This window comes from Pseudodesulfovibrio sediminis, from assembly GCF_020886695.1.
GTDB classification, from domain to species: Bacteria; Desulfobacterota; Desulfovibrionia; order Desulfovibrionales; family Desulfovibrionaceae; genus Pseudodesulfovibrio; species Pseudodesulfovibrio sediminis.
Window position 1 is genome coordinate 2,744,898 of the sequence record NZ_AP024485.1, and the last position, 22,591, is coordinate 2,767,488.

Annotated in this window: 19 protein-coding genes, 1 tRNA gene and 1 other RNA gene; 6 read left to right on the plus strand and 15 right to left on the minus strand. The window is 56.7% G+C overall.

What is annotated here, in order from left to right; translation table 11 throughout:
• Nucleotides 1–185 precede the first annotated feature (185 nt).
• Nucleotides 186–863: a 16S rRNA (guanine(527)-N(7))-methyltransferase RsmG gene (locus tag SRBAKS_RS13110; protein ID WP_229591346.1), complete on the plus strand. Its 678-nt coding sequence runs from the start codon at nt 186–188 to the stop codon at nt 861–863.
• 246 nt (nt 864–1,109) lie between these two features.
• On the opposite strand, the gene cysS is transcribed toward SRBAKS_RS13110, so the two are convergent.
• From cysS to SRBAKS_RS13150, 8 genes are all read right to left on the minus strand, one after another.
• Nucleotides 1,110–2,567, minus strand: coding sequence for a cysteine--tRNA ligase (gene cysS, locus SRBAKS_RS13115; RefSeq protein WP_229591347.1), 1,458 nt, complete (start codon nt 2,565–2,567; stop codon nt 1,110–1,112).
• A 43-nt stretch (nt 2,568–2,610) separates the two neighbouring features.
• Nucleotides 2,611–3,492, minus strand: a complete 882-nt coding sequence (locus SRBAKS_RS13120) for a hypothetical protein (RefSeq protein WP_229591348.1) — start codon at nt 3,490–3,492, stop codon at nt 2,611–2,613.
• A gap of 3 nt (nt 3,493–3,495) precedes the next feature.
• Nucleotides 3,496–4,692 carry a 2-C-methyl-D-erythritol 4-phosphate cytidylyltransferase gene (gene ispD / locus SRBAKS_RS13125; RefSeq protein ID WP_229591349.1) on the minus strand — a complete coding sequence of 399 codons (1,197 nt, stop codon included), beginning with the start codon at nt 4,690–4,692 and terminating at the stop codon, nt 3,496–3,498.
• 63 nt (nt 4,693–4,755) lie between these two features.
• An RNA gene (gene rnpB / locus SRBAKS_RS13130) (RNase P RNA component class A) lies at nt 4,756–5,115 on the minus strand.
• A 15-nt stretch (nt 5,116–5,130) separates the two neighbouring features.
• Nucleotides 5,131–5,928 (minus strand): zinc ribbon domain-containing protein, encoded by a 798-nt coding sequence (locus tag SRBAKS_RS13135; protein WP_229591350.1) that lies wholly within the window; start codon nt 5,926–5,928, stop codon nt 5,131–5,133.
• 50 nt (nt 5,929–5,978) lie between these two features.
• Entirely contained in the window at nt 5,979–6,977 is a 999-nt protein-coding gene (locus SRBAKS_RS13140) for a Nif3-like dinuclear metal center hexameric protein (protein WP_229591351.1), read from the minus strand.
• Between the two features lie 177 nt (nt 6,978–7,154).
• Nucleotides 7,155–7,230 (minus strand) — tRNA-Ile (locus tag SRBAKS_RS13145).
• Nucleotides 7,231–7,359: 129 nt separating this feature from the next.
• Nucleotides 7,360–8,724, minus strand: coding sequence for an MATE family efflux transporter (locus tag SRBAKS_RS13150; protein ID WP_229591352.1), 1,365 nt, complete (start codon nt 8,722–8,724; stop codon nt 7,360–7,362).
• Between the two features lie 186 nt (nt 8,725–8,910).
• Here SRBAKS_RS13150 and SRBAKS_RS13155 point away from each other — a divergent pair, with 186 nt between their 5' ends.
• Both SRBAKS_RS13155 and SRBAKS_RS13160 read left to right on the plus strand, forming a co-directional pair.
• Complete coding sequence (locus SRBAKS_RS13155) at nt 8,911–9,741, plus strand: AraC family transcriptional regulator (protein ID WP_229591353.1); 831 nt, start codon at nt 8,911–8,913, stop codon at nt 9,739–9,741.
• Nucleotides 9,742–9,816: 75 nt separating this feature from the next.
• Nucleotides 9,817–10,728, plus strand: a complete 912-nt coding sequence (locus SRBAKS_RS13160) for a DMT family transporter (protein WP_229591354.1) — start codon at nt 9,817–9,819, stop codon at nt 10,726–10,728.
• A gap of 39 nt (nt 10,729–10,767) precedes the next feature.
• Here SRBAKS_RS13160 and SRBAKS_RS13165 read toward each other — a convergent pair whose 3' ends face one another.
• Nucleotides 10,768–11,472 (minus strand): substrate-binding periplasmic protein, encoded by a 705-nt coding sequence (locus SRBAKS_RS13165; protein ID WP_229591355.1) that lies wholly within the window; start codon nt 11,470–11,472, stop codon nt 10,768–10,770.
• 58 nt (nt 11,473–11,530) lie between these two features.
• Nucleotides 11,531–12,439 (minus strand): isoaspartyl peptidase/L-asparaginase, encoded by a 909-nt coding sequence (locus SRBAKS_RS13170; RefSeq protein WP_229591356.1) that lies wholly within the window; start codon nt 12,437–12,439, stop codon nt 11,531–11,533.
• A 175-nt stretch (nt 12,440–12,614) separates the two neighbouring features.
• On the opposite strand from SRBAKS_RS13170, the gene SRBAKS_RS13175 reads away from it, so the two are divergent.
• Nucleotides 12,615–14,363, plus strand: coding sequence for a methyl-accepting chemotaxis protein (locus tag SRBAKS_RS13175; RefSeq protein WP_229591357.1), 1,749 nt, complete (start codon nt 12,615–12,617; stop codon nt 14,361–14,363).
• Between the two features lie 134 nt (nt 14,364–14,497).
• Complete coding sequence (locus SRBAKS_RS13180) at nt 14,498–15,223, plus strand: 4Fe-4S double cluster binding domain-containing protein (RefSeq protein WP_229591358.1); 726 nt, start codon at nt 14,498–14,500, stop codon at nt 15,221–15,223.
• A 127-nt stretch (nt 15,224–15,350) separates the two neighbouring features.
• On the opposite strand, the gene SRBAKS_RS13185 is transcribed toward SRBAKS_RS13180, so the two are convergent.
• The gene (locus SRBAKS_RS13185) at nt 15,351–16,415 is read right to left on the minus strand and encodes a phosphotransacetylase family protein (RefSeq protein WP_229591359.1); all 1,065 of its coding nucleotides are present in this window, start codon (nt 16,413–16,415) and stop codon (nt 15,351–15,353) included.
• A 74-nt stretch (nt 16,416–16,489) separates the two neighbouring features.
• A complete protein-coding gene (locus SRBAKS_RS13190) occupies nt 16,490–18,592 on the minus strand; it encodes an acetate--CoA ligase family protein (RefSeq protein ID WP_229591360.1) in 2,103 nt (700 codons plus the stop codon).
• 16 nt (nt 18,593–18,608) lie between these two features.
• Here SRBAKS_RS13190 and rnc point away from each other — a divergent pair, with 16 nt between their 5' ends.
• Nucleotides 18,609–19,292, plus strand: coding sequence for a ribonuclease III (rnc, locus tag SRBAKS_RS13195; RefSeq protein ID WP_229591361.1), 684 nt, complete (start codon nt 18,609–18,611; stop codon nt 19,290–19,292).
• Nucleotides 19,293–19,509: 217 nt separating this feature from the next.
• Here rnc and SRBAKS_RS13200 read toward each other — a convergent pair whose 3' ends face one another.
• The 3 genes from SRBAKS_RS13200 to SRBAKS_RS13210 form a co-directional block, all read right to left on the minus strand.
• A complete protein-coding gene (locus SRBAKS_RS13200; RefSeq protein WP_229591362.1) occupies nt 19,510–20,439 on the minus strand; it encodes a flagellin N-terminal helical domain-containing protein in 930 nt (309 codons plus the stop codon).
• An 813-nt stretch (nt 20,440–21,252) separates the two neighbouring features.
• Nucleotides 21,253–22,047 carry an AraC family transcriptional regulator gene (locus SRBAKS_RS13205; RefSeq protein ID WP_229591363.1) on the minus strand — a complete coding sequence of 265 codons (795 nt, stop codon included), beginning with the start codon at nt 22,045–22,047 and terminating at the stop codon, nt 21,253–21,255.
• 8 nt (nt 22,048–22,055) lie between these two features.
• On the minus strand, nt 22,056–22,442 hold the full coding sequence (locus SRBAKS_RS13210) for a cupin domain-containing protein (RefSeq protein ID WP_229591364.1): 387 nt from the start codon (nt 22,440–22,442) through the stop codon (nt 22,056–22,058).
• Between the last annotated feature and the right edge of the window lie 149 nt (nt 22,443–22,591).

Consider the following 22,591-nt stretch of genomic DNA (forward strand, 5'->3'; position numbering starts at 1 on the left):
CGGCGCCCTGTTAGCGGGCACGTGTGCTATTTCAGGCTGTCCCGGTTCAAGCGCAGCGAGGCTGCGTTACTGGCCGGGCTACCCCTGTAAACCGGACGCTGCCCATCCTTGAGTGCTTCAAGGTGACAGGGCGTATTGGACAGCATTGTCTGGATTGTCGGTGCAAAAGTTCGTAGTACATACTTATGGCAAACATATCTCCTACCAATACTGAAGTCTGGACCGCTGCCAAGCGGATTGGCCGCCCTGTGGAAGCGGGTGAGGCCGAGCTGCTGGCCACGTATCTGGGGCAACTTACCAAATGGAACAAGAAGATGAATCTGGTCGGCCCGTCGAGCTGGCGGGGCATCTTTGATCGGCTGGTGGTTGATTCGCTGTTTCTGGCTGATTTTCTGGCCGGGTTGCAGCTGCCGGACAAGCCGCTCTGTCTCGATTTCGGGGCCGGAGCCGGATTGCCGGGGATTCCCCTGCGCATCCTCTGGCAGGAAGGCGATTACTGGCTGGTCGAGGTCCGCGAAAAGCGCACCACCTTCATGCGGAGTGTGCTCGGCAGGCTCAAACTGCCCGGCACCAACGTCTTTCACGGCAAGGCCGAGGATGTGCTGACCCGGCTGGAGAAGTCGGGCGTACAGGCTACGGCGGATCTGATTCTGAGCCGTGCCTTCATGCCATGGGAAAAGCTGCTTGATTTCATCCACCCCATGGTACGCAACGAAGCAGACCGCAAGGGCATGGTCGTTATTCTGGCCAATGACCCGCCGCCGGGTGCGGCCAACATCCCCGATGGGTGGGAGCTCGGTGACGTGGCAAGCTACCCGGCAGTCGAAGATACGCGCTACTTCTGGTCGTTGAAGGTGAAGTAGAGACAGAAGATGCCTTCGGCGACCAAAGAACCCTTCGTAAAGGGTTCTCTGGACTCTCCCAAACTTTGTGTGTCGCTACGCGAAGACGGTTCGTTATTTCAATAAGAAAGGCCACCCGGATGGGTGGCCCTTTTTTTATCAACAGTTTCGCCGCAGGCGACAGAGGATTCCAAAGGGGCTCGCCCTTTGGCCGTCGGAGACGAATTCACCCGACAATTCCGCCGCAGGCGGTTTCACAATCTGATTCTACAACACATCCCAGGTCGCGCCATCAGGCGTGTCCATGACATCCACGCCCATGGCGTTGAGGGCCATGCGGATGTCGTCGGATTTCTTGAAATCCTTGTTTTTGCGGGCTTCATCGCGGGCTTCCAGAAATTCCTGTACCTTGGCCGGATCGATGGAAGCGCGGACAGCGCGGTTGTCGCGGAGTTCGGTCAGGAATTCGGCGGGTACGCGTTCGAAGATGCCGAGCACCTTGGCCCAGCCTGCGACGTCTTCCTTGATGCGGGCGAACAGGTCGCGGCCGCCTTCGGACTTGCGCAGATTCTTGTCTTCGGCAACGCGACCGGCCAAGCGGATGGCCGAGAAGATATGACCGATGGCACCGGCGGTGTTCATGTCATCTTCCATGGCCTCGTTCCAGTGTTTTTCGATCTCGTCCAACTCAGTGGTCAGCTCTTCGGGGAATGGAGATTTTTTCCATTTGGTCTTGGCCAGTTCGACCTCAATCTGTGCCAGGGCGGCATAGATGCGCTTGATGCCTTTCTCCGCTTCTTCCAGAGCGTCGAAGGAGAAGTCCAGCGGGCTGCGGTAGTGCATGGTCAGCAGGAAGTAGCGCAAGGTTTCGGCCAGGAACTGGTCCAGAATATCGCGGATGGTGAAGAAGTTGCCCAGCGACTTGGACATCTTTTCGGAGTTGATCTGCACGAAGCCGTTGTGCACCCAGTAGTTGGCGAACGCTTTGCCGGTGTCAGCCTCGGTCTGGGCCACTTCGTTTTCATGGTGGGGAAAGGAGAGATCCTGTCCGCCGCCGTGGATATCCAGCGGCAGGGAGGAGTACTTCTCGCTCATGGCCGAACATTCCAGATGCCAGCCGGGGCGTCCCTGGCCCCAGGGGGATTCCCAGGACGGCTCACCGGGCTTGGCTCCCTTCCACAGGGCGAAATCGAGCGGATCCTGCTTTTCTTCGCCCGGATCAATGCGGGCGCCGGACTCCAGTTCGTCGATGTTGCGGCCGGAGAGCTTGCCGTATCCTTCAAAGGAACGGACTTTGAAATAGACGTCGCCGGACGGTGTGGGGTAGGCGTGCCCCTTCTGGATGAGTCGCTCGGTCAGGGCGATCATTTCGGGAATGTGCTCTGTGCATTTGGGCTCCACCGTGGGGCGGAGGATGGAGAGCTTGTCCATATCCACATAGAACTCGCCGATGAATTTTTCGGCGATCGCGCCGGCTTCCTGACCCACTTCATTGGCTCGTTTGATGATCTTGTCATCAATGTCCGTGAAGTTGCGGATGAAGTTGACGTTGTATCCCTTGTGCTGGAGATAGCGGTACAGGACATCGAAGACCACGCTGGAGCGGGCGTGCCCGATGTGACAGAGGTCATAGGCCGTGATGCCGCAGACGTACATGTTGACGTCGTTGCCGTTTGCGGGGACAAATTCTTCTTTCTGTCGTTTAAGGGTATTGTACAGTCTCATTGAATCGCTCCATTTTTATTTATTTGAAATAATTATGGTTTAATTAGATTCCTTCGCTGGAATCGGTCTCAATTTTCAAGTTCAGCAATTGCAGGTTGTCAAAGATATCCCGCCCCATGAAGAAGTAGAGCACAGGTACCGGCTTCTTGGGCGTGGCGGAAACGGAGAGCGTTCCGGGGTCGTTCAGGAATCGCTTGAGCCCCAGCATGACATCCCTGGCGTTTTGATTATCCTGTTTGCCTGCATATCGTGCAAGACCGTCCAATTCTGTGGAGATTCTGTCAAGGGTCGTTTCCCTGGACATCCCCATTTTTCTGGCCCAGTCCGCTGTAAGGATATTCATGAGTTCATTGTCAGTAAAGGTCAGCCTGACATCCTTGATGCCCACGCCGACTGACTGTTCCGCCCGCATTTCATCCAGGTCGATGTTGTTCAGCGAGCCGCGTAGTTTCATGAACCCAAGCTTGGGATCGTTGAAGGAAAACGATTTGATTTCCAACACGTTGTCATCGGGGTGGTAGGTGTAGTCCAGCTGTGTATCACCGGCAAAGTCGGCGATGCCGAGTGCTGTCATGGGCTGAGCGTAGTCGCCAAAGAGCTTCGGGGTGTTCGGAATTGTCAGCCCCCGGGCCTTAAGCGTGGCAAAGTGGGGCACCTCATGAAGCTGGTCAAAGGCGATGATACGAACTTCATCGGCTGTGAGCGGCACCCCGGAAGGCAGGGTTGTTGCCACGTCCTTGAGGACCACCTGCTTTTCTAAAATATCCACTGACAGGTCCGCATAGGTCAGGGTGAGGCCCGTGGTATGGCTGACCGCCGTATCCAGTTCCTTTTTGACCTCGGAGTTGACAAACCATTGCAGTCCGAACCAGCAGATGATCACGAAGAGGGCGAATGAAAGCAGAAATTTAAAAATATTGGACACGATCTACAACTCCCTCAGGGCAGTGACGGTGGCCACGGCCTTGATGCCTTTCTTTTGCCCCGTGAAACCGAGCTTCTCCTCGGTGGTGGCCTTGAAGTTGACCTGATGCGGTTCCAGGCCGAGGAGTCTACAGACGTTTTTGGCGATCTGTGCGGCATGGGGGGTGAGCTTGGGAACCTGTGTCATCACGGTCATGTCCACATGCTTGATGGCTGCTCCGGCTTCATTGGCCAGGAAGAGCACTTCACGTAACAGCACGGAGCTGTCCGCTCCCTTGTATTTGGGGTCGGTGTCAGGGAAATGCGTGCCGATGTCGCCGCCGCCAAAGGTGCCGAGGATGGCATCTGTCAGGGCATGCAGCAGCACATCGCCGTCTGAATGGGCCACGATGGTCGGCCCGCCGGCAATGGGAACGCCGCCGAGGGTGAAGGGGCGGTCGTTTTCGCCGCCAAAGCGATGCACGTCGTATCCCCAGCCCACGCAGGGAACCGGTGTCTTGGTCTGCTCAAGGCGTTTCAGGTCTTCTGGGACGGTGATTTTGATATTGGCGGATTCACCGGGAATGGTGACGACCTCGGCAATCCGTTCCACCATGGAGGCGTCGTCCGTGACGGTCCAGCCTTCTTTGGCAGCGCGCTCATGGGCTTCCTTGAGCAGGGCCGTCTCAAAGGCCTGCGGTGTCTGGACCGCAGCCAGTTCAGATCGGTTCAAGGTCTCGGTGACCGTGTCGTTGTCCACCCGTTTGACGGTATCAGTCACCGGAATGGCGGGGATGACCCCGCGTGCGCCGGATTGCAGCGTTTCGATGAGGTCGGTGAGGACACGGCCCGAAACAAAAGGACGGGCCGCGTCGTGGACGAGTACGGCTTCGCAGGTGTCGGGCAGGGCTTCCAGGCCGTTGCGCACGGAATCCTGTCGCCGCTCGCCCCCTGCGGTCACCGCCCATTTCACGCCGAGGTTCTCGGATTTGAAATAGGTGCGGACCTGCTTTTCCATGGCTTTGACATCGTCGGGCGGGAAGACGAACACGACTCCCTGCATGGCGGCCACCCGCGAAAACGTGCGGGCGCAATGCCAGAAAAGGGGCGCTGACTTGTATTCCAGATACTGCTTGCGCGTACCCTGGGTGGCTTCGGCGATGCGGGTGCCGGAGCCTGCGGCGAGGATGATTCCCCAGATATGTTTCAGCGGTCTGTCCATGGGGCAACCTATGGTCGAAATATGGTCGTGCGGGAGATCATCTCTCCCGCACGATATGGTTCAAGTCGGAGCCGGTCATAAGCCGGGTCTTGTCTCCCCTTGCGGGGTGGTCATCATTCATCTAGGACGACTGTTACCAGCCGCCTCAAGCAACCTACCCGACAGCTCGGTCGGGCCGACCTACAACGCTGTCCTATTTGGTCTTGCTTCGGACGGAGTTCACCTGGCCTGCCGCGTCACCACGACAGCCGGTGGGCTCTTACCCCACCGTTTCACCCTTACCTTCGGGAAAACCCGGAGGCGGTCTCCTTTCTGTTGCACTTGACGGGGATCGCTCCCCCTGGGAGTTACCCAGCGTCCTGCCCTGCGAAGCCCGGACTTTCCTCCCCGATCAGTGATCGCGGCGATGACCTGTCCGACTCCAAACTTGATAAAACTCTATTTGGCAGCCTTTTTCTTGGCCGGTGCTTTTTTCTTAGCTGGAGCCTTTTTCTTCGGCGTTTCCTCAATTTCCGGTTCCGGCTCGATATGGGCCCGCCAGTAAATGAGGCGCTGACAGTTGGGACAGCTCAGGATCTGGTGGCCTTTCTGCAGGTCGTTGAAGGACTGCGGCGGAATCATGATGTTGCAGCCGGAGCAGACGCCGTGGGAAACAGAGACGATGACCGGGTTTTTCATGCGTTCGCGAATGAATTCGTACCGGCCCAGGATCGGCGGCGGAATGGCCTTGCAGGCTTTCTTGCGCTTGCGACCCAGAGAGTCGAGTTTCTTCTGTGCTGCGGCCATGCGTTCGTCCAGCGTGGTCTTCAGGGCAGCGTACTGCTCTTTGACTCCACTCATTTCTTCAATCAGAGCGCTAGTGGCTTCATCCTGGCGAACCAGTTCCTCGCGCACAGCCTCCTGCTCGTCATCACGCATCCTGTTGAGCTTCTCCAGTGAGTCCATCTCGCGCATCATGGCGTGATATTCCTTGGTGTTGCCCACAAGCATCAGCTTGTTTTTGGATTTCTTGATTTTTCCGGCGTCCTCGTCCATCTCGGAGGTCAGCTTTTTCTGCTGATCCTTGAGGATGCTCATCTTTTCGTTGATCTGTTCCTGCCGTTCATCAAACTCGGCCATCTGGCTTTCGAGATCCGACAGCTCCTTGGGAGCCTGTTCGATCTCATCCCGGAGAGTGAGGATTTCGTCATCCACTTCCTGCAGGACAATCAACTGCTCAATTTGTTTCTGATACATTTTGAACCTCGCTATCTATTTGAAAACACTAGAAAGTGATTCCTTCAAAGTTATTTGGACACATGCACCCGAAAAGGGTCCGTGCCGGTAAAGAACCGGACATCAACGTCGTCCAGCTCTCCATCAAGTTCTTCGGCAAAGAGCCGCATCATTTCCTCTTCCAATGAAAAATGTCCCACATCGATCACGCATATGGGGGTCTCGACCGCCGGATGGTATTTCATGTCGCCGGTGATGAAGACGTCTGCTCCGGCTCTGGCGGCCTTGTCGATAAGTGACGACCCTGAACCACCGCAATAGGCGACAGTGGAAACGGTCTCCGGCTGCGGCCCTGAAATCAGGAGTGCGTCACGCTGGATGAGTCCGTCCAGCTTGGTCATGAAATCATTCCAGTTCAAGGGTGCGGCCAGTGTTCCGACTTCACCGAATCCCACTTCGCGCCGGGGGGCGGTCAGGGAGCGGATATAGAACAACGGGCGTTTGCCCAGGGAAAATTCGATCTTGTTGGCGACGTCATTCCAGTCCGCTTCCTCGCAGACCAGTCGGACTTCACCTGTCCGGCTTTGCGAGACCGAATGGATACCGTCATGATTGGCCCAGATATCAGCGGCCTCTCTGGAGATGGGGTCCTCTGTGTAGAACGAGGCCTCTATCGGCGTGTACCCGGTCTCGATCTCCAGAATTTTTCTGAACTGGAGTCCCAGCTTATCACCCAGCCAGAAAGCAGGGCCGCCCGGCCGTGTGTCCAGAGAAGTATGTGCACTGTAGAGCCACGCGCCTGCCTCGATGGTCTGGCGCAGCACCTCCAGATACATGCCTTCGGCGTTCGGGGCCTTGGGTTTCATGTACAGCGGATGATGCGTGATGACCGCTCCGGCTCCCCATTCATAGCACTTGGACAGGGTCTCCGGGGTCGGCTCCAACGCCACGCCTACACGGTAGGTTTCAGAGACGGTTCCCGCGATCTGAACGCCACAATTGTCCCAGGAACTTTGATTTTCCTCAGGAGCCAACTTTGTGAAAATCGATAAAATATCGTGTATTTTCATATACTTATAACCACCTACCATAAAGAGGATGCTCCCGTAGGGTTTCCCCCTCGGGAGCATCTCTTTCTTCTTCTATAACCCGGCCAACGGCCTTAGTGGGAGACTTCAAGATATATGCGCTGAACTGTTTTCCAGTATCAAACTTCTTCAAATAAGGTTCTCCCGATTGGGGAAATTTGGTGGGCCAGCCAGGATTCGAACCTGGGACCGACCGGTTATGAGCCGGTGGCTCTGCCAACTGAGCTACTGGCCCCAATGGAGTTGTGCACGATAGCCGTATGCGGCAGTGGTGTCAACTCTTAAGGGACTGCCTATACCAGGCTGTGTACATATTTTCTCAGGCCCGCCCGATTCGTGTTGTTTCGGGGACGGGGCAGTGTTGTTATGTCCCCTGTTCCTTTTCAAGGACGTGAATCGTTTTGCGCACGTACCACGTTGCTATCCCTGCGGAAACCCAGACGATACCGAAGATTATGAGCCAGAGAGAGAGGGTGCCGTAGCCGAGTACGGTCGTGGAAAGGGTGAACAGGGCAAAGGGAGCGAGGACTTGTCTGGAGATGCCGAGCCAGATGGCGAACAAGGGGCGCTTCATCCCCTGAAGTGCCGAGGTGGGCACAAATATGGCCACATAGCCGTACAGGGTAAAGGCGTCGATGCGTAGATATTCCGCACCAACGGCGATGACTGCGGGGTCACTGGTGAAGAAGCGCATGAAGTATTCGGCAAAAAAGAAAATGGGGACGGACAGGGGAATGATCATGCACGCGCCGTAGAACAGGTTTTTTTTCAGGTTCTCCTGGATGCGGTCGATCCTGCCTGCGCCGTAGTTCTGCGCGGTGATGGTCAGGGCCGACACGCTGAGACCGATGGTGGGCATGAGCACCACCTGATCAATGCGGGTGGCGATACCGTAGGCAGCGGACGCCTCCGGCCCGAACCCGGACACGAACTTGAAGATCACGAAGAAGCCGAGGGCGATGGTCATGGCGTTCAGCGCGGCAGGAAACCCCTGGTAGGCGATATCCTTGTATATGGTGAGCCGTGGGATGAGGTTGCGCCCGGAGTCGGTTTGCATCAGTCCGGTGTTTCGCGCCTTGAAGGCCAGGTAGATGGCGCCGAGCGACTGAAGGACGACCGTGGCCCAGGCCACGCCTTGAAGACCCATGGCGGGCAGGCCGAAGCCCCCGTGGATAAACCATGGATCAAGCCCGACATTCAGGACAGACGTGAAGATGAGTACATTGCGGAAGCTTCTGGTATCCCCTTGCGATTGGAGAATGGCGTTGAAGAGGTAGATCGCCACAGTGGCCGCGTTGCAGGCGAAGATTGGGTTCATGTACGACAGGCAGGTTTCGAGATAGGTCCCTTCTGCACCCAGCCAGCCAAAGATGCCTGGCGAAAAAGTCAGGCCGAACCACGCCAGGAACAGGGAGACGAAGATGCCGAAGCTGAGCATCTGAACCGCGATGAGTGACGCCTGATTCCGGTCTTTTGCCCCCAGAGCGGCCCCCATCAGCGCGGTGGAGCCGGTGCCGATGCCCGAAGCCAGGGCCGTGATGATGAAGAACACGGGCAGGGAGAGCGCCAGGGCGGCCGCGGCTTCCGTGTCGATGCGGGCGGCCCACCAGGTGTCCACCACATTGAACATGGTATGAAAAAAGAACCCCACTGAAGCAGGGACGGCCACCTGTCGGATGACCTCGGGTATGGGGCGGGTGGTGAGATCTGTCGTGTCGGTCTGCGTCATGTGTGAAGGGTATCAGAAAAGAGGGGAGAAACCGAGATGCAAATTGCAGGGGGCAGAACAGGTAGTCCATCTTCGGTAGTGTCTCCGCGATTCGTTCCTGATACCCGCCCCGTCGTCATATTCGAGGGGTGAGGGGGGAGAATCCACCCCCTTGACCTGAACGGCGTTCGGTCATAGAACTCCACCATGGGAAAATCACCGATCAATACCGACGTACAGTTCTGGCGAGATCCTGACCTTCCGGGTGTGGAAGTTCGCTATTCCAGTTACAACGAAGATGCGTTTTGCAAGCATACCCATCCAGCCTATTCCATCGGTTTTATCGAGACGGGCCGGACAACGTTTGCCCTTGAAGGTGCCGAGCACAAGGCCGAGGCGGGGCAGATGGTCTTCATCGAGCCGGAGGTTGTCCATGTGTGTAACCCGGACCTCGACTCGGACATGACCTATTATATGTTCTACATCGATGCGTCCTGGCTGGAATCCGTGGCAAAAGAGGTGTTTGGCAATGGCGTCGGCGGGGTGCATTTTCCCGTGCCCGTGGTTGACGATCCTGACCTGCTGGCCCATTGGCGCACCCTGCATCAGGCCATAGCCGAAGGTGACGGCAAGCTGGAAAAGGAAAGCCTGCTGGTACAAGGGCTGGCCGATTGCCTGACCCGCCATGCCGAGTTGGGTGAGCCTGAGGCTCCCGGTGCCAATGACATGGCTGTCATGGCCGTCACGGTCCATCTGTCTGCCCGTATCACTGACAAAGTGTCTCTCGATGAATTGTCGGAAGTGGCAGGGCTGAGCCGTTATCACCTGCTGCGGGTTTTTCAGGCGTCCACGGGGCTGCCGCCCCATGCGTTCCAAACCCAGCTCCGTGTGGACCTGGGCAAGCGCATGCTGGCCAGCGGGCGGACCATAAGCCAGGCCGCTGTCGAGGCAGGGTTTGCGGATCAGTCCCACTTCTCCCGGGTGTTCAAGAAGATCACGGGCGCCACCCCCAAGCAATATCAGGACGCGGCTGAATAAACCGCAATTTCGTACAATACCGCTCCGGTCTTGTCCTCTAGTGTCTCCGCAAACACGTTCAGGAGATAAGCTGTTATGGAAGAGAATACGACTGTTGCGCTCAAAAATCCCGCATGGCGATTCGAGGCATGGATTGCCCCGCTGTGTCTGGCCGGAGCCGTGCTGCTCTGGGGCACGTCATTCATGGCGACCAAGGCGGCGCTGTCCGGGTTTGCCCCCATGGCGGCCATGTGGCTACGCATGGCGCTCGCCTCCCTGGTTGTCCTGTGTATCCGCAATCGAATTCCCGCTCCCAGGTATCAGAAGGGCGACTGGAAGGTGTTGTCCTTCCTTTGCCTGATGCAGCCGTGTCTGTATTTCCTGCTTGAAGGATATGCCGTGAGTCTGACGACATCATCCCAGGCGGGGATGCTTTCGGCCCTGGTGCCGTTGCTGGTTGCCGTGGGTGCCTGGATTGTGCTCAAGGAGCCCATGTCCTTCATGGGCATGACCGGCCTTGCGGTGTCCATAGGCGGTGTGGTGTGGTTGTCCCTCGGTGGTTCGCCGGATGTGTCTGCACCGAACCCCGCACTGGGCAACCTGCTGGAAGTGGGGGCGCTGACGTGCGCGGCCATTTACATGGTGGTCATGAAGCGGCTGAGTGTCCGGTACTCCACCTGGTGGTTGACCGGCATGCAGTGCGTGGCCGGAGCGATCTTCTTTCTTCCCGGAATCTTTTTGTCCGGCATCGGCCCGGTTGACGCCATCCCCCTGAGTGCATGGCTGGCCATCGGATACCTTGGCCTGTTCGTCACCCTTGGCGCGTTCGGATTATACAACATGGCCATGACCTACATGTCGGCAGGCCGTGCCGCCATAGCCATCAACCTCGTGTCGCCGGTGGCCCTGTTCGCGGGCTGGCTCATGCTTGGAGAAACCATGTCCCCGGCCCAGCTGGGCGCTTGCGGCGTGGTCGGTCTTGGAGTGTATATGGGCAGGAAGGGGTAAGTGCTGAAAATCTCGGGCTGAGGAGCGGGCGTCGCAAAGTTATTGCTGCATGTAATAGCGGTCCAGAATGGCCTGATACGTCCCTTCCTCTTTCATTGTCCTGAGTGTGTCCACCACGTGTGGCACCAGGGCCGCATGCCGGGTGTTCAGGTAGAGAAAGAGCTCTCTTTTCACAATGGGCGGCAGAATGGGCGAAACCGTGTCGATGTGCATTCTCTTGAGTATCTGCTGTCCTGCCTCCAGTCCGAAGATACCGACATCGGCTCGTCCTTCCTTGAGGAATGTGAACAGCAGCTTCTCATTGTTGAGTTCATTTGTTCTCCAGGCTTTGCTCAGGGAGGAGTTGCAATCACACCATCCACGAACCCACGCCACATGGTACGGGAGCAGACTTTCCCACCCCTCGATCTTTATATGCGAGTCCCTGCTGAAGGCGACAATGATATTCTCTCCCAGTGGTTCCGGTATCCTGATCAGGTTTGTGAACTCATTTGAAATACCTTTGGTGCGAACAAAATTGCCGTCTACCACACCTTCATTGGCGTCGAATATGGTGCGCTTGGATGGGCCGGTCTTGATGGTAATGCTGATGCCCATGCGTTTGAAGCATTCGGCCAGTACCGCGTTGATGCTTTTTGATCGCGCGATATCCTGATCGTCAGCCGTGCTGAACACGAGAGCGGTGTTTCCCTGAGCCGGGAGAACCATGAAGAGAGTGAAGACGAGGGCCGCGATGAGTTTCATTATCCGCTACTATACGGGTAAATGACCCATAAATCTACTCGTTTGTGAGTTTTTTGGCTTAATCTTTCTTTATTTGCGTTTTGGTCAGGCCGGCGTCGTCCGCATAGGCAAAGGCCATGCGTGGTGTGTTGTGGGCAAAGCCATAGTGTCCCTCGGGGGAGATCATGATCACGCCGCCATAGCCGTGGCCGCGGGATTTCAGGATGTCCATGGAGTTTTCGGCCGCCTGCATGGGGGTGTCAGTCCGCAGGAAATCGCAGGCCGTCTTGCAGAGCATGACCCGCAGGATGGATTCGCCATAGCCTGTGGCGGAGGCCGCACCGAGTTGGTTGTCCGCGTATCCGCCGGAGCCGATGACAGGGGAGTCGCCTACCCGTCCGGGGTGCTTGCCGGGAGTGCCGCCTGTTGAGGTCGCGCAGGCCAGATTGCCCTCGGCATCCATGGCCACGGCGCCCACGGTGTCCGATGGCATGGCATCTGAAAAGGCCCTGATCGGTGAGAATGACTCGTCGTTCTTGATCTTCTCGTACAGATCCAGTTCTCGTTCGGTCAGCAGTTCCCGCGGATCGACCTCGGCGATTCCGCATTCCCTGGCGTACTGCATGGCGCCTTCACCCACCAGAAACCGAAAGTCCTTCGCAGTCATGACCCGGCGGGCCAGTGAGACCGGGTGCAGGAGATTGGCCACGGCTGCGACGGCACCAAAATCCAGGGTGTTGCCATCCATGATCAATGCGTCCAGTTCAATGTCTCCTTTGGCGTTGAGGAATGCGCCCCGGCCAGCATCGAATGTCGGGTCTGCTTCGAGAATGTTAACCGCCTGTTCCACTGCATCAAGAGCGGACAGACCGTTTTTGAGCAGCGGATAGATGGTGTCAACAGCCGTGCGGACACCGGCTGTATGGTCGTCAACAAAGGCATCCGGGATATCCCACGCTCCACCGTGTACGATAAGTCTGGGTTCCATAACTATTTCCTGTTATCGATGAAGCTTTGCTGTCGAGTTTGCCGGAAAGGAGGAAGAGTGTAAATGGTCTGCCAAAATTCTTAAAAGTTAATAATGGGTTGGGTATTTTTAACAATGGTAATTTTTGTGAGTCATGTATATGCTTCTTTGCACACCATTGTAAAAGGGAGACTCTATGTTGCTCAGAAAAGTATCTATCAAAATACGAATGTTTGTTTTGGTCGGAGTGATGGCCGCTTTCACCTTCGGGATGCTGGCCGTTTTTCTGAGCGGCATGGGCAACGTCAAAAGTGTAGGCGTGACCAGTTCCGCAGAGGCCATGCATGAAGGGGAAAGGCGCAAATTGCAGGTGGCCACCCACTCCATGGCGGTCAGCCTCGGTACTGCCATTGCCGAAGAGCCTGAACTTGATGTGAAAATTGCCATCATTCGAAAACTTGTCAGTCAGATTCGTTTTGAGAAGGACAAGTCCGGGTATTATTTTGTGTACAATACAACCACCAATGTGGCCTTGCCAACCAATACGTCATTGCAGGGCAAGGATCTCGGACACCTGAAGGACAAGAACGGTGTCTATCTGGTCAAGGAGCTGAATAAACTTGCCCATGATGGTGGTGGATTTGTCACGTATATCTGGCCCAAACCGGAAAAAGGTGACCAACCGAAGCTTTCCTATGCCGAGCTTATTCCGGGAACGGATATGTGGATCGGGACTGGCGTCTACCTGGATAACGTGGCGGATGAAGAGGTCAGAATCGCAGGTGAGATAGACGCGCTTGTTTCAACGTACATGTATTGGATCGGCGGAACCCTGATTGCCGTGTTCGTTCTGATTCTGTTGTTCTGTCTGACCATGATCCAGTCCATTGTCCAGCCTCTGGATGAGGCCGTCGGGTTGGCGCGAGAAATCGCCGAGGGCGATCTGGCAAAGGATATCAAGACGGATTACCATGATGAGCCGGGTAAGCTCTCTACGGCCCTCATGGTCATGACGAAACGACTGCGTGTGATCGTGGGCAAGGCCAAGGTGGGTGCGGAGGATGTCTCGACAGGCAGCATCGAAGTTACCGGGGCGGCCAGAGATTTGTCTGATGGAGCCAATCGACAGGCAGCCAGTGTGGAAGAGGTCTCTTCCGCCATGGAAGAGATGATCGCTCAGATCAGCAAGAATACGGACAACGCCCGCCAGACCGAGAGCATGGCTTCCCGGACGGCCGGGGATGCCCAGGAGGGTGGGGACGCGGTCATGGAAGCCGTGGATTCCATCAAGGATATCGCAGAACGTATTTCCATTATTGAAGAGATTGCCCGCCAGACCAACCTGCTCGCCTTGAACGCGGCCATTGAGGCTGCCCGGGCTGGCGAAGCCGGAAAGGGGTTTGCCGTGGTCGCTGCCGAGGTCCGCAAGCTGGCTGAACGAAGCGGTGCGGCCGCCTCGGAAATCGGCGAATTGTCTACGGCCACATTGGCCAAGGCGGACCAGGCAGGCAAGGTACTGACCAAGATGATCCCGGATATTCGCAAGACCGCCGAGCTGGTGCAGGAGATATCCACTGCCAGCATCGAGCAGGATGCCGGAGCCCAGGAGATCAACAAGGCTATTCAGGAACTGGATCAGGTTATCCAGCGCAACGCCGCCGCCTCTGAGGAACTCGCTTCCACGGCTGAAGCGTTCACCGAGCAGGCCGATGGTTTGAAAAACAACATGGAGTTCTTCTCCCTTGGTCAGGAGTATGTCTCCCGGCCGCGTCGCGTGACAGTCAAGCCTGCCGCTCCGGCAGCGCCTCGACTGCAACAGGCTCCGCCCAAGGCCCAACCTCCCAAGGCCCAGCCGGCAAAGCCGCGCAAGCAGGCCGCTGCACCGGAGCTGGAAGCCGGTGGTATCGATATGGATATGAGTGACGACGAGTTCGAAAAGTTCTAGGTCGGCTCAGACACAGTACAGACAAAGGGTTCCGATTACGGGGCCCTTTTTTCGTGAACAGCAGACAGGAAGGTGCGCAGTTGTCTGTGTTTTTCCCGCTTGAGGCCGCACGGGATCATTGATAGCCTTTGTACATGGATACAGCTACGCTGAAACAGTTTGCATGCGGCGAAGGCGCTTCTCTTGTCGGTATCGGTGCTCTCGACAGATTGGCCGGTATCGAAACCGACCCGGCAGACCTGCTTGAGGGCTTCACCAATGTGGTGAGCATGGCTGTCGCGTTGAGTAATCCCATCATCGACACCATCTCTGATCGCCCCACCCCCCTCTATGCTTCGCACTATTCCCGCGTGAACGCCATGCTCGATACCCTGGCGCTCAAGGTGACCCGTTTTCTGGAAGAGCGCGGAGCCAGTGCGCTCCCTCTTCCCGCAAGTCAGGTGCTTGACTCGATCAAAAACACGTCATTCATTTCCCACAAGGCCATAGCGGTCGCTGCGGGGATCGGCTGGCAGGGCAAGAGCCTGTTGGCGGTCAGCCCTGAGTATGGCCCGCGTATCCGGCTGGTGAGCGTCCTGACGGATGCGTCGCTGGAACCGGATGCGCCTCTCAGGAATCGCTGCGGCGGGTGTACCCGGTGTACGGACGCCTGTCCGGCGCACGCCATCAAGAACGTCAACACCGACTCGCATTATGATTCCCGCGATGAGGCATTGCATTTTGATCGCTGTGTGAAACATGTCCGGGAGGTCTGTGTCGCGATGGAACATATCGGCACGTCCATTTGCGGTGTCTGCATTCAGGTGTGCCCGTGGGGCCAAAAGATCGGATCAGCGCGGTCCCGCGCTCGCCTGCGTTAAGACGCACAACGTTCGAGTATCTTTTTCCCGACCTGTCTTCAGGCGCGGTTAGTGCCCATACATCGGGCGCAAAAAAACCGGGGCCGCGGCGTATACATACGTCGTGGCCCCGGTTTTGAGAATCGAACTATTTCAGGCCCAGTTCCTTTTTGAGGAATGCGAAGTCGAGATTGTCTGCGACCAGTTCTGCGCCCTGCTTGATCTTGATGGCGTCGCGCAGTTTGTGGCGGGAGAGGATATCGTCCATCTTCTTGGCCACGGTGAAGGTGTCTTCACGGACCATGATGATCGGCGTTTCCAGGACTTCCGAGCGGGTCAGGATAATATCGTTGGGGTAGAGATTACCGGTCAGGATGAGACAGGGACAATCGCCTTCCAGGGCGACGAGCTGTACGTCGGACCGGTCGCCGCCAACGATGATGGCGGAGTTCTTTTTCTTGCGGAAGTGGGTCATGAAGTTCTCCACCTGCATGGTGCCGATGAGGAAGGTTTCGACCACACGTTCGCTCTTGTTGTGCGCGGAGATGATCTTGCCGCCGAGACGGTCGGCCAGGTCGCCGACCTTGATGGCGCCCATGAGCGGATCACGGGGGATCACGCCAAGAATCTTGACGCCCTTGGCCTCAAGAGAGGGGCCGAGCAACTGAGAAATTTCGTCCATGAAATTGGGCGGCACATCGTTGAGCACAACACCGGCCAGGAGGTCGCCGAGCGTCTCCTTCATGGCCATGAGGTAGTCGTACTTCAGCTCTTTTTGGAAGCGGTCGATGATGATCGTCTTGACCCCGAGCTTCTTGATGACCGAAACGGCGTCAGTGTCGCAGTATTTGCCGGAGTACATGGAGCCGGACCCTGCGATCAGGGTGACGTCCTTGTCTTCGGACACGTTCTTGTAGCCGTCCACGATCTTGTCGAGCAGGCCGTCCATCTTGCCGGTGAATGCTTTGACCTTGAAGTCCTGCGTGACCACCACGGGGGTGACCATCTCCGGGTCGGCATCAAGACCGAGAACATCCTGCACAAAGGCCGCATCTTCGTCGCCGAGTTTGCCGTTTATTTCCATGGGCATGGCACCCACCGGCTTCATGTAGCCGACATTGAAGCCTTCTTTTTGCAGCCGCAGACCCAGGCCCATGACGATCATGTTTTTGCCCGAGTAGCCAGTTGTCGATCCGATGTAGAGACCTGCCATGCCTGTGTTCCTCCTGAATGTGTGCGAGCTGGCGCTGTGAGGCGAGCCGCTGATCTTTTCACTTTGCGTAAAATCTAGCCGATGGTCAAGCGCATGTCTGTGACCAGCGCACCTTCGGCGTCCACCAGAACCGGGTTGAGTTCCGCCTCCCGGATATCCGGAAAGTCTGTCGCCATTTGCGACATGGATAACAAAATATCTTCAATGGCCGCCAGATTGACCGGCTCTTCGCCCCGCGCGCCACGGAGCAGCGGGAAGGACTTGATTTCGCGAACGATGTCCTGGACATCCTGCAGGGTCAAGGGGGCCAGCCTGTAGCTGATGTCACCCAGCACCTCGGATGACGGACCTGCCAGACAGAACGAGACCAGAGGCCCGAACTGCGGGTCCTGCGTGAACCGGACAATGACCTCCCGCGCCTTGACCGGACCCATTGTCTGCACCAGACAACCGGTAATATAGGCATCGGGGCGCTTGCGTTGGGTGCGGCTGGTGATGGCCAGCCATGCGTCACGGACGTCCCTCGGGGATTGCAGGTTCAGGGCCACGCCGTCGACATCGCTTCGGCTTGAAAGATGGGGGGACACGACCTTGAGCGCAACAGGGTAGCCGAGTTTCTTGGCTGCGCGCACGGCTTGTTCAGAGGTCCGCACCAGACGGGTCTCCGGCACGGGCAGCTCGTAGGCGGCCGCGATATCCATGGCCTCGGCAAAGGGCAGCTCGCTCAGACCGATTTTCCGTGTCTTCTTGATGGTCCATTCCGCCTTGCCCTTGTCGCGGCGGAAGCAGACTTCTACCGGATAGGGGCGTGTCTTCCACCCGTAGTGGGTGTACATGGCGGCAATGGCCTGAATGGCCGGTTCCGGGTAGCCGTAGCAGGGGATGCCCGCTTCCCTGAGCAGGTCGCGGCCGGGGCTGATGCGTTGGTCTCCCATGAAACAGGCGAAGATGGGCTTTTCGCATGTTTTGGCCGTGTCGATGATCGCCTGGGCTGTTTCCACGATTTCGGCAGAGGCCGTTGGCGTGAGCAGGACCAGGATGGCGCTGGACATGGTGTCTTCCGCAACGGCTTCCAGTGTGGCTTTGTACCGGTCCGCCCGGGCATCGCCGATGATATCTATGGGGTTGTATATGGAAGCAAAGGGCGGCAGAGCCTGGGTCAGCTTGTCCAGGGTCTCCTGAGAGGGACGTGCCAGATTCAGGCCGACCGCTTCACAGGCGTCTGCGGCCAGGATGCCGGGACCTCCGGAGTTGGTGACCACAGCCAGGTTCGGTCCTTCGGGCAGCGGCTGCTTGGCAAAGGCGCGGGCCAGGTCGAACAGGGATTCCAGATTGTCGACTTCGATGATACCCGCCTGCTTGAACGCGGCGGTGGAGGCCACGTGCGACCCGGCGATGGAGCCTGTATGACTGGATGTCGCCCGTGCACCGGCCTGGGTGGTACCGGCCTTGATCATGATGACCGGCTTCTTTTCGGTCACGATACGGGCTGTCTGCAAAAAATTCTGTCCATCGTCCACGGATTCCAGATAGCCGATGATGACTTTGGTTTCCGGGTCGTCACCCAGGGATTCGAGTACGTCCGCTTCGGATATTCCGGCCTTGTTGCCCAGACTGACAAATTTGGAGAAGCCGATGCTTTCGCCGTCGGCCCAGTCGAGGATGGCGGAGCAGAGCGCGCCGCTTTGGGAAAAGAAGGCGATGGACCCCTTGGTCGGCTTGGCCTGGGCAATGGTGGCGTCAAGACCGATGGTGGTATTGATGAGTCCGAGCGAGTTGGGGCCGAGCAGGGTGATTTTCTTTTTGCGAGCCAGTTCCGCCATTTCCATTTCGAGTTCGAACCCGTCACGGCCTGTCTCGCGAAATCCTGCTGAGATCACGCAGATGGCACTGACATTCGCTTCAGCCAGTTCTTCCATGGCGGCCAGGACCTGTTTGCGCGGGAGCACGATGATACCGAGGTCCGGCGGCTTGGGCAGCGCGGCAATGGAATTAATTACAGGGAGGTCGAGAATTTCTCCACCTGCGGGATTGACGGGGTAGATTGTCCCCCTGTACCCTGCGGTCACCAAATTCGATAGGATGATATGGCCGAGCTTGAGCGGACTGCGCGAAGCGCCGACGACCGCAATGGAGTTCGGATTGAATAATGAATTGAGATGTGCTTCTGGCTGCATACAAACAGGGGGTTTAATGGATACCGCTGAACTACAGGATTCTATCCACCATAGGTTTGCCCAAGTCAAGTTTCTGGAGAGCGCCCTTACCCACTCCTCTTTTGCCAATGAGCAGGAGGGAAGCGGTGATAATGAGCGGCTGGAATTCCTCGGCGACGCCGTGCTTGAACTGTGTATTTCCGAAGAGGGATTCAAGCGGTTTCCCGATGCCGCGGAAGGACAACTGACGCGCATTCGATCACAATTGGTCAAGGAACAGAGTCTGGCCGTGCTGGCGCGTGGGCTGCATCTGGATCAGTATATTCGTCTGGGTCGGGGAGAGGAGCTTCAGGGCGGCCGGGAGCGCGATGCCTTGTTGGCAGATGCCCTGGAAGCGTTGTTGGGCGCGGTTTTCCTCGATGGCGGATTCGAGGCGGCAAAGAAAACCATCCTCACTATTTTTGAGGATTTATGGCCTGCCCGGGCTGTTTTGCCGGAGACCAAGGACTATAAAAGTCGCCTTCAGGAAGTGTCTCAGGAACGATTCAAAGAGCGTCCGATCTATGTGCTCGCCGGAACCAGCGGCCCGGAACATGAGAAGATTTTCAAGGTGGATGTGACCCTGCCCCAGGGCGAGATATTTCGTGGAACCAGCACCAGTGTGAAGCGGGCCGAACAGGAAGCCGCGCGGGTTGGCTTGGAATATCTTGGCGATGATTAAATGAAAAAAAAGTGATTTTGTTGCGATAGACGCAAAAAAAAGACGCAAAAAAGAGGCGGGATCGGAGCGGAATATCATGCTTCGAGACCGTCTTTTTTTGTGGCTGAGGCGCGGGGTCGCATGCCGGAGTGCGTGGAAACAACCGGAAGCCGAGCCCCGCAACAGGGGTTGCAGGGCCGGTTTCCGATTGTCTTCAGCCGTCGAGAATGCTCTACGACTAGCCGCCGATGAGCTGCATGGCCATTCTCGGCAGAGAGTTGGCCTGTGCCAGCATGGCGACAGCTGATTGTGTGAGAATCTGGTTGCGGACGAATTCCGTCATTTCCTGCGCCACGTCGACGTCGGAGATACGGGATTCCGCAGATTGCAGGTTCTCGGCCTGGATTTCCAGGTTGGTGATGGTGTTTTCCAGTCGGTTCTGCATGGAACCGAGGTTGGCCCGAATCTTATCCTTGGAAATGATCGCCTGGTTGATGGCTTCCATGGCGGTCTGGGCCAGTGCCTGGGTAGAGATGGACTGACCGGCAACCCTGTCTTCCCAGGTATCGCCATTGGCCCTGATTGCGGCATCATGTCCCAGCCCGAAGGCGGATGACGTCGAGCCTTGAACTGCAACATAGTAGTAGTCCTCTGAAGAGTCGTTACCGGTACCGAAGTGAATCTTCAGTGGGCCGGTGGACTGCAGCCCCGTGCCGTCGTGATCGACGCCGGGATCGCCGGACAGGTTGCCGTTCAAGAGATAAATTCCGTTGAAGTCGGTGGCGTTGGCGATACGGTTGATCTCCGAGGACATGGCTTGATACTCGGAATCGATAATCAAGCGCTGATCAGAGTTGTAGGTACCGGTGGATGCCTGCATTGCCAGCTCTTTCATGCGAATGAGCTTTTCATCAATGACCTGCAGCGCGCCGTCCGCCGTTTGAATAAGTGAAATCGCGTCTGATGCGTTTCGGATGCCCTGGTGAAGAGAGCTGATTTCCGAACGCATGAGTTCGCGAATGGCCAATCCGGCTGCGTCATCGGCGGCAACGCCGACTCGAAGACCGGAAGACAAACGACGGGTGGACTTGCCGAGGCGACCGTAGTGCTCGCTCAAGTTCCTCTGCGCGTTCATCGACATGAGGTTGTGGTTAATGACTAAAGACATCGGAACCCTCCTTGTTCGATTCTCAATTCCATTTGCGTTGCTTCAGCATCATGCGTGCCAAATTAGTTTTATTAAGTAATATTAAGCTTATATATGTCTAAATAAAGTCTAGAGTGGTCATTTTTTCCTGCCTTGAAACAGGGGAAAAACGTTCCCTGTCAATGCTTTGTCGGCAGTGGGGTGCAATATGTGCCTTGCTGGCGGCTTTATGTATGGGAAGAAAGGTCGTTTTTTTGAGAAGACCGAGTAAGTGGAGGGAGTTTGTTCCTGTGGAGCGGAGGAGAGTCAGTGCTGTGCACTTCCATGCACCTGCGGTGCAAGAGCCAGTTTTTGGGGCGTGTGCCCCAAAGGCCTTCCATGCCCTACGCGGGCGGCGGTCTCTTTTTGAGGAGCAAAAAGAGACGCAAAAAGCTCCTTGCGCGAGCTTGACCGCCCACGGTTTGACGGCAAGAATCTGATCAACTCGGGACGGCTCCATCTTGGGAAAAGTAATGGGAAAGTCTTTCCGTGACCCGCCTGGTTGAGTCGATGCATTCGTGCCGCCTGACCGGAGCCGCCGCCCTGTCGTTGTCAGCTTCTAGGCCTTGCAAACAGGGCTAAGCTAGGGCGACTTGAGCAGATAACATTCTGTATCCAAGGTCGCTCAACAGGTCGCCGTAAAGGCGAAACCTTTTGAATAAACTTGGATTGCATTCTCGCCGCGTAGCGCGATAACCGAAAATAAAAAGCACTCCTCAAAATACAGTAAGCCTTCCCCTCAGAACAGACACATCAAAGCTGAATGAAAAAAAGCGGCAAGCGCGCCCGCGAAAATCAACCAAAGGCCTGTGCATACACCCCCGGCGTCATCCCCATGGTTTTTTTGAACACGCGATTCATATGGCTCTGATCAGAAAACCCGCAGTGCGCGGCCACGTCAGCCAGAAGCATCCCTTTGGTTATGCGTTCCTTGGCTTCTCTGACCCTGAGCTGGTTGTGGTATTCATGCGGAGGCATGCCATATGCCCAGGTAAAGCAGCGGCTGAATCGGCACGGGCTGAGCCTGGCAATGTCGGCGAGCGTGTCAAGCCTGACGCTTTCACAGGGATGACGGTGCAGATATGCGGCAGCCTGTGCAAGATGGTCGGGAGGTGTGGTTTTCGGTTCATCGGCATGGGTGTTTTCGCGCAACAGCGCAGCAAGGATGGTGACGAGCTGTTCCTGGCATTCCATGGCAAAAGTGGAGCAGCCGACAGACTCGGCGAATCGGATGATTTTTCCGAACAGCACAGGGGAATCAACGATGGGCGTGTGGTGATCCTGACAGATTGTGGTGAACCCCAGCATGCTGACCAGCGGGCACGGGATATTACACATGACGTACTCACAGGCGTCTGATTCAGGGCAGGCGTGTGTGTGTTCGGGTGGGATGAATATGACGCTTCCAGGGCGGGCCTCGAAGGACTCAGAGCCATACTGTATGGTCCGTCTGCCTACCATGACGATGCCAAAGGTCAGGGATTCGTGGCTGTGCCGACCCAACGCCTGCATCGGCCCGGAGGCACGCACAAGGGTGGCGCCCTCCAGGCCGGGGATGGTTCTGAATATGAGGTCCGTGCTTGTCTTCATAGAAATGCTCAGAGCAGTGCCGGGATGAATTTTGCCAGTATGGTCAGGCCTGAACTGCCAGCCTGGACAGTGTGTGGTGCCTTTTCCGGGATCACGCCCACCATGCCTTTCGTGTAGGGAATTATCTTCCCGTTCAACAGACAGTGTCCGCTGCCACCTGTTATCTCGTGCAGCTCCCAGCTGTCCTGGTGAATATGGTCACCGATTTCAGCTCCCGCGTCCAGTCTGACCAGATGCGCGCTGAACCGTCCTTCGGTTTCGGCCCCGGTGATCAGATGTTTGAGAGCAACTCCGGCGAATGTGGGATGCTGATTCCAGTCGAGCGAGGCGACATCGGTCTCCTTGTCTGTGTGGCTGATGGTACCGGACATGATGGATGTAAATAAATCGGACATGACTATCTCCTTGTTGTTTGTGCCACCATACGAACACAGACAGCAGGAGTATTGGACGTTCTTGTCGGTAAAAGCGGAAAAAAGGGGGGCTGTTTCATCCAAAGATCGCCGTAACGCGACGCACTATCCCCGACTGAGCCTTCAACACA